Annotated in this window: 6 protein-coding genes and 1 CRISPR repeat array; of the genes, 4 read left to right on the forward strand and 2 right to left on the reverse strand. The window is 63.1% G+C overall.

What is annotated here, in order from left to right; all coding sequences use genetic code 11:
- Positions 1-15 precede the first annotated feature (15 nt).
- Together Q319_RS26035 and cas1 are read left to right on the forward strand one after the other, a co-directional pair.
- A complete protein-coding gene (locus tag Q319_RS26035) occupies positions 16-1,671 on the forward strand; it encodes a reverse transcriptase domain-containing protein (protein WP_029484889.1) in 1,656 nt (551 codons plus the stop codon).
- The gene (gene cas1, locus Q319_RS25255) at positions 1,668-2,639 is read left to right on the forward strand and encodes a CRISPR-associated endonuclease Cas1 (RefSeq protein ID WP_029484890.1); all 972 of its coding nucleotides are present in this window, start codon (positions 1,668-1,670) and stop codon (positions 2,637-2,639) included. The genes Q319_RS26035 and cas1 overlap by 4 nt, the downstream gene beginning before the upstream one ends.
- Before the next feature lie 79 nt (positions 2,640-2,718).
- Here the strand turns inward: cas1 and Q319_RS0124080 are convergent, their stop codons facing one another.
- Positions 2,719-3,702, reverse strand: coding sequence for an IS4 family transposase (locus Q319_RS0124080; protein WP_029484891.1), 984 nt, complete (start codon positions 3,700-3,702; stop codon positions 2,719-2,721).
- A gap of 207 nt (positions 3,703-3,909) precedes the next feature.
- Positions 3,910-4,872, reverse strand: a complete 963-nt coding sequence (locus tag Q319_RS28535; RefSeq protein ID WP_211252430.1) for an IS630 family transposase — start codon at positions 4,870-4,872, stop codon at positions 3,910-3,912.
- A gap of 211 nt (positions 4,873-5,083) precedes the next feature.
- Positions 5,084-5,736: direct repeats of the CRISPR family, unit length 34 nt; unit sequence GTTTCAGTCCCTTAACAGGGAAGGCCGTTGAAAT.
- 96 nt (positions 5,737-5,832) lie between these two features.
- Between Q319_RS28535 and Q319_RS0124090 the strand changes: the two genes are divergently transcribed.
- Positions 5,833-6,318: a winged helix-turn-helix domain-containing protein gene (locus Q319_RS0124090; RefSeq protein WP_029484893.1), complete on the forward strand. Its 486-nt coding sequence runs from the start codon at positions 5,833-5,835 to the stop codon at positions 6,316-6,318.
- Positions 6,318-6,645: transposase (locus tag Q319_RS0124095; protein ID WP_029484894.1), on the forward strand; the 328-nt coding region annotated here is incomplete at its 3' end. The genes Q319_RS0124090 and Q319_RS0124095, both read left to right, overlap by 1 nt.

The following is a 6,645-nucleotide window of genomic DNA, read 5'->3' on the forward strand; positions in this document are numbered from 1 at the left end:
CTGTCACCTAGGGGTGTGACCGCGACGATTCCCCACCCCGAACAGTTTCCGGCGCTCTGCCTCGCGCAGGTGGCGACGTTGCCGCGTCTGCGCGAATCGTGGCAGGCGACGCGCTGGCGTGATCCCCGGCCTGGACCGGACGGTGAAACCGCGCCGCTGTTCGCCCTGACGGCTGAGGCCCGCCTGCAAGCGCTGCACGGCGATCTTCAAAGTGGCCGTTACCGCCCGCGCCCCGCGTGGCGGATGTGGGTGCCGCGCGAACACGGCGCGCCCCGGGGCGTGGTGGCGCTGTCCATCACCGACCGCGTGGTGGAGGGGGCGCTGCTGCGTGGCCTGCGTCCCCGGCTCGACGGGCAGCTCACGGACGCGGCCTTCGCGTACCGGCAGGGCCTCGGCGCCTTGCAGGCCGCGCAGCACCTGCTGGACTCCAGCGCTGGCGGCTGGGCGCTGCGCGGGGACGTGGCCGGATGTTTCGACTCCATTCCCCACGCGCCGCTGCTCGCGTCTCTGGCCGGGGAAATCGACGGGCCGCTGGCGGCGCTGCTCGGCACGGTCCTGGCCCGCCCGGTCACGGACCGCAGCGGTACCCACCGCGTCCAGGTTGGTCTGTGTCAGGGCAGCCTGCTGGCCCCCACGCTGTGCAACTGGTATCTCAACCCCTTCGACCGTCAGCTCGCGCACGCAGGATTACAGGTGATCCGGTACGCGGACGATTTCGTCGTCCTGGCCCCCTCGCCCGAGGAAGCCGGACGCGCGGCCACTCTGGCCGGGACGACGCTTGGTCACCTCGGTCTGCGCCTGAACCCCACCAAGACCCGGATCGTTTCCTGCACCGAGGGCTTTGACTTTCTGGGCTTCCGCTTCCAGGCGGGCGACGTGCGCGTCGCTCCCGTGCGCCTTGCACAGTTCCGGCAGGAACTCACGCACCTGCTGGACACGCCTCAGGTGCCCGAGTCCCAGCTGCGCGCCGCCAACGACCTGGTCCGGGGCTGGCAGGCGTATTACCGGCTGGGCAGTGTCTACACCGATCTCCAGGCCCTCGACGCTTGGGCCGCCCAGACTTTTCCGCAACTTCAGGGCCGACTGGCACGTTTTGCGCCCGTCCCGCGCGCGCGGGGCAGCGTGTACCGTCTCGCGCCGCAGGTCCGCCAGCGGCAGACCCGGCGCGGGCCGGACCAGGACCTCCACAAGGTCCTGAGGGACGCCGCCCTGCATGACCTGCAGTGCCTGTTGCCGTCGCGGCCCCATCCGGCCTTTCAGGCGGCGGCCCAGATCGCCGCGCGCGAAACGGCGGGGCTGCTGCCGACAGGCTCTGCCGCCGTCGCCCTGCAAGCCGCGTACCACACGGTTCACGGAAGTCTGGTCTGGGCGCAGCGCGAGGAAGCTGCCGCCCTGCTGGGCCGTGACGCCCGCGAGGCGCTCCAGGCCGCAGGTTTGCCGCGCGCCGCCCTGATCTGCGCCGCCGACCTGCTGGCGCAGCTGTTCACGCCTGCCTGCTGCGACACCCTGCCCACGGCAGATTTCCGCCCCGTGCCTTTGCGCTGGGCCGCGCATCTCGATGCGCCACGGGCCGGCATCCTGAGTCTGCGGGTTGCCCTGCACCGGGAAGCGCACGCCCTGGCCCGCACCCTGCTCGGCGGCGCGCCGTACCATCCTGGCCGGCGCCTGTGAACACCATCAGCGTGCAGCGTCAGGGGGCCGTCATCGGGGTGCGTCAGGGCACTCTGCGCGTGACCCTGCATGCCGAGGAAATCGCGTCTTTTCCGCTGGAGCTCGTGCAGGAACTGCTGCTGCACGGCGGCGTGACCGTGACCACCCCGGCCCTGCGCGCCCTGCTGGAGCAACGCGCCGCCCTGCATATTCTGACCCGTGCCGGGCGGCACCTCGGCAGTTTGCAGCCCTCGCTGGACGGCCACGCCGACCTGTTGCGTGCCCAGGTGCACGCTGAAAATCCACCGAACCAACTCGCGCAGGCCCGCCGCCTGCTGCACGCCAAGTTCCAGAACTCAGCCACGGTCCTGAAGCGTTTCGCCCGCAGGCAACCGTCTGTCGCCGTCACCGCCGCCGTCCAGGAACAGCAGTCCGCCATGAAACAACTTCCCCTGGCTGCCAGTGAGCAGCTCCTGGGTCTGGAAGGTCAGGCCGCCGCCGCATATTTCCAGGCCCTGGGCGACCTGATTTCCCCAGAATGGTTCTTCGCGGGCCGCAACCGCCGCCCGCCCCAGGACCCGGTCAACGTCCTGCTGTCCTTCGGTTACACCCTGCTGTTTCAGCACGTCCTGACCGATCTACAGCGGGTCGGCCTGCACCCCGCCTTCGGATTCCTGCACCGCCCGCATGGACGCCGCCCCACGCTGGCTCTGGACTTGATGGAACCCCACCGCGCGCCCCTGGTCGACCGCGCCGTTCTCGCGTGCATCAACCGCCGCCTGCTGACACCCGCCGACTTCAGCGAGGAGACTGGCACCCTGCGGCTGGCCCCAGCAGGCCGCCAGGCTTTCCTGAAGGAAATTGCCCAGCGGCTAGACGCTCCCCTGGCCCAGAATCTCAGTTACCGCCAGTTCATGACGCGTGGCGTCCGCCGGTACGCCGAGGCCCTGCGCGCCGGCCGCATCTACGAACCTGACCTGCTGAAGTGAATGTTGGGTGGAGTCCCCTAACAGGGAAGGCCGTTGAAATATCACCGGCGTGCCGGGAACCGTGCCTGTGTCGAGTTTCTCAGTAGCCGACAACTTCAGATTCTGACTGTCCCAGTGCAGGAAAAGGACTTATCAAGATTCGTAGGATCTCGCCGATTCTCTCGGGAATCCACCGCAGGACATGACGCAGTTCTTCCGAGCCATAGCGCACCAAGCTCATGGCCTTCCGGCCATGGGCCAGTACCCGGATCGGTTTCGTCTCGTGACGCCAGACCCCAACTCGCAGGCAGCCCAGCCACGCTAGGGTCACCAGACCGAACAGTCGCTCCAACCGAGTGGGGTGTGTGACCCCGGTCCGTTCCAGATCGAAGCCCCGCGACTTTTGCGAGCCAAATGTCGATTCGATGGTCCAGCGAAGCTTGTACAGCTGCCACGTTTCCCACACATGAAAGTCCGTCGCGATGATCACCAGGTCACCCACAGGTGACCTGGTGGCCACCACCCGCATGGGTTCACCGAAGACCGTGGTCCGCTCCGCGATCATCCGGAACTGACCGGGCTGCAGATCCTGGAACCACTCTGCGGCTGACAGCTCGTCCAGCACCGTATCCTTGCGAATCCGAATGGCCCGGCGAATGCCTTTCCGGCGCAGGAAGCGAAACCACTCGGCACCGATGAACTCCCGGTCCGCCACCAGGCCCTTCCAGCGGCACGCTGGAAGGGCCTCCAAGAGTCGCAACACCAGCCACATGCGCGCCCGGGTGTTGCTGTTGCCTGTATGATCCAGGGCCACCCACACGAGCGGAATCGTAAAGCCATGGACCACCGCACCCAGGACCAAGAGGTTGAGCGGAGCATCCCCATGTTCCCAGGTGGTGCGGTCCACGCTCATCAGGATCTTGCCCGGAGGGAGGTGGACCAGCAACAGGGCCAGGAAGACCTGAGCCGTGAGCTGCTCATCGTGGACGGTGCGTTCCACGCGCCGTTTCTTGGCTTCAAGCGTGCTCTCTCCAGGCAAATGCGGACCGAGATCGCGGTGGTTGACGCTCTGCGCCATGATCATGGCCAGAACGACATCGACGGCACGCTGATGCGTGTCGATGCGCAGCGAGGGAACGCAGGCCTTGAAATGGGCGGTGAGTTCGGTAGCCTGTGGAGCGGCGGGTTTTGGTGGCGTCACACCTCAAAACACCGCCATTTCTCGTTTCTGTCGAGGGACAGACCGGAAAGTGATCTCTCTCTCGTCTGGGACGACTAAAAAACGAAGTTGTCAGCTACTGAGGTACCGAACACGCTGCCACGCCTGAACCAGTCGTGACTTCAAGGTGAGCAAATCTTTTGGGCAGAAATTCGCCAACATGTGTTGCTTGACGTAGGCCCAGATCAGTTCAATGGGATTCAACTCTGGTGAGTACGGCGGCAGATACTTGAGAGATAGGCACACCTCACCGGCGACGAAGGCGCTCAGCGCCTTCGTTTTGTGAATGCTGGCGTTGTCGAGGATCACCGTGACCTTCCCAGCCACATGTCGGAGCAGGTGGGTCAGGAACTGGATGACCTGAGTGCCTTTGACGGCGGCCTGATGCGTCTGCTGTAAAAACTGGCCTGTCGTCGTGATCGCCCCAATCGTCGAAACCTTGTCCCAATTGGTTTTGGCGTCGAGCACCGGGCTCTGTCCACACGGCGCCCAGGTCCGCGATACCGTGGGTTTCAAGCTGAAACCCACTTCGTCTAGAAAAGCAAGCGTTTCTCCGTCTTCCATCTTTTTTTCGAGCTCAGGCACCACGGTTTCGATCCAAGCGATGACCGCTTCTTGATCTTGTTCTGCTGCCCGCTTCGTCGGTTTTTGCCGTGAGAACCCCCATGCATGGAGCAAGCGACTCAGGTGATCCACGTGGTACCAGACGTCAAATTTCAGGCCGATGGCTTTCCGCACTCGGGGACAGGTCCAGCGTTGGTCGGGGTAAAGGTGTGGATCAGGTCCTGCTTGCAGCAGCGCCATCACATCCGCTATCTGCTCATCCGGGAGACGTCTGGGCGGGCCTGAGGCAAAGGTCGCTTCCAGTGAACCTTGGTCACGCAGTCGTTGACGCCATTTTCGGACGGTGCTGGAACCTACGCCGCAGAGCTCAGCGAGCTGTGCGGAACTGAGCTTGTCCTCTCGGATGTAGGGTTCCGCAAACAAACGCCGTTCCTCCAGTTGGGAACGGGTCAGCCTTTCAGGTTGCCAAATCTGTGGCATGGCTGCAGGGTAAGCTGTTCCCAAATTACGCAGGTATCAATAGCAGGGAAGGCCATTGAAATTGCGATCCGGGGGGCAACGACAGCGGCACGTATGCGGGCAGTGTCCTCCCCGTGCTGACCGCTGCCAGCGGAACGCAGCCGATGGGACAGCCGTTCTGGCATACCACCGAGAAGCAGATGTACGCCCTTCAGGGGACGGTGTTTCAGTCCCTTAACAGGGAAGGCCGTTGAAATCTGTCCAGAATTACGCTCCGTTTATGCCTGACCGGTTTCAGTCCCTTAACAGGGAAGGCCGTTGAAATGCGGCAGCCCTGCGCGTTGAAGCCGTAGGTCTGAACGAGGTTTCAGTCCCTTAACAGGGAAGGCCGTTGAAATATCGCCGGGGATCAAGTACCGCCCCCAGTATCACGTTTCAGTCCCTTAACAGGGAAGGCCGTTGAAATAATACCTGAGCGAACCCGACAGTGCGTGGATTCTGGGTTTCAGTCCCTTAACAGGGAAGGCCGTTGAAATGCACCACATCGGGTACGACGGCGTGTTGAATGACAAGTTTCAGTCCCTTAACAGGGAAGGCCGTTGAAATTACACGCTGGGCAAGGGAAGCGAACCCCGCCTGAGTTTCAGTCCCTTAACAGGGAAGGCCGTTGAAATCTGACTCCGCCCTGTACCGCGAGCAGGAATGGCGTTTCAGTCCCTTAACAGGGAAGGCCGTTGAAATGCCGTGACCTGGAGCAGACAGCCCCAGGAAGCGGTTTCAGTCCCTTAACAGGGAAGGCCGTTGAAATATGACACAGCACACCAAGCAGGACACCCGCCCACGTTTCAGTCCCTTAACAGGGAAGGCCGTTGAAATCAATGACCATCACGGTCATCATGCTGTGGATTTCAGTTTCAGTCCCTTAAGTAGCTAGCGGGTGTAGACTCCGGCATCAGACGACTTGACCCAGAATTGACCCCACAAGACGCTGAGGAGCTTGAACACCTGCTCTTCGCCCGTGACGTGCTGCCCTGTGAACGCAAGCGCTATTTTGCCCTGTGGCACGCTCATCTTGGCAGCTCATCCCGACAGATTGAGGGACTGGGCATCATGAATGCCGACAGTGTGCGTAAGGTCATCACGCTCTACCGCCAAGGCGGCCTGGACGCGCTCTTCGAGCGCGTCCATCCGGGAAGAACCAGCCCACTGCCGCCCGACATCATGGCCGATGTCGGGCGGCAGATCGCCGCAGGTCAACAGGTCTGGAATTCTCGTAGCCTGGTGGCTTACGTGTTCGAGCGGTATGGGATCACCGTGGGGCGTACCGCCATGCGCACAAGGTTGCACCATGCCGGGATGAGCTGGCAACGCACTCGTCTGGTGGTGGCCGGACAGGCCGATCCGGAAGGCAAAGCTGAATTCAAAGCCAACCTCGAGGCGGTAAAAAGGGGGCTTTGATGGGCCTGCTCCGACTGCTCTTTCTGGACGAGTCTGCGGTATGGCTGACGCAACCCAACATATACACCTGGTCCGCCATTGGGCAACCGATGGAAGTCCCGACTTCCAAAGCACGGGGCATCACGGCCCGCTTGAACCTGATGGGGGTCGTGGACTTCGCCAGTGGCGAAGTCCAGTACCGTGAGATTGAGGGCAATACCACCGGCCAAGACACCGTGGGCTTTCTGGAGACCCTGGCCCAGCACGCCGATCCCGTCTGTCCCACTCTGGTCTTCGTGGATCAGGCCAGCATTCATACCTGTCGGGCAGTGTCTGGGCAGCGAGAAC

Origin of the sequence: Deinococcus marmoris DSM 12784, from assembly GCF_000701405.1 — a bacterium.
GTDB classification, from domain to species: Bacteria; Deinococcota; Deinococci; order Deinococcales; family Deinococcaceae; genus Deinococcus; species Deinococcus marmoris.

Coding starts and splice junctions, on each gene's coding strand:
- Q319_RS0124080 (WP_029484891.1), bottom strand. CDS start 3,702: ATGATCATGGCGCAGAGCGTCAACCACCGCGATCTCGGTCCGCATTTG.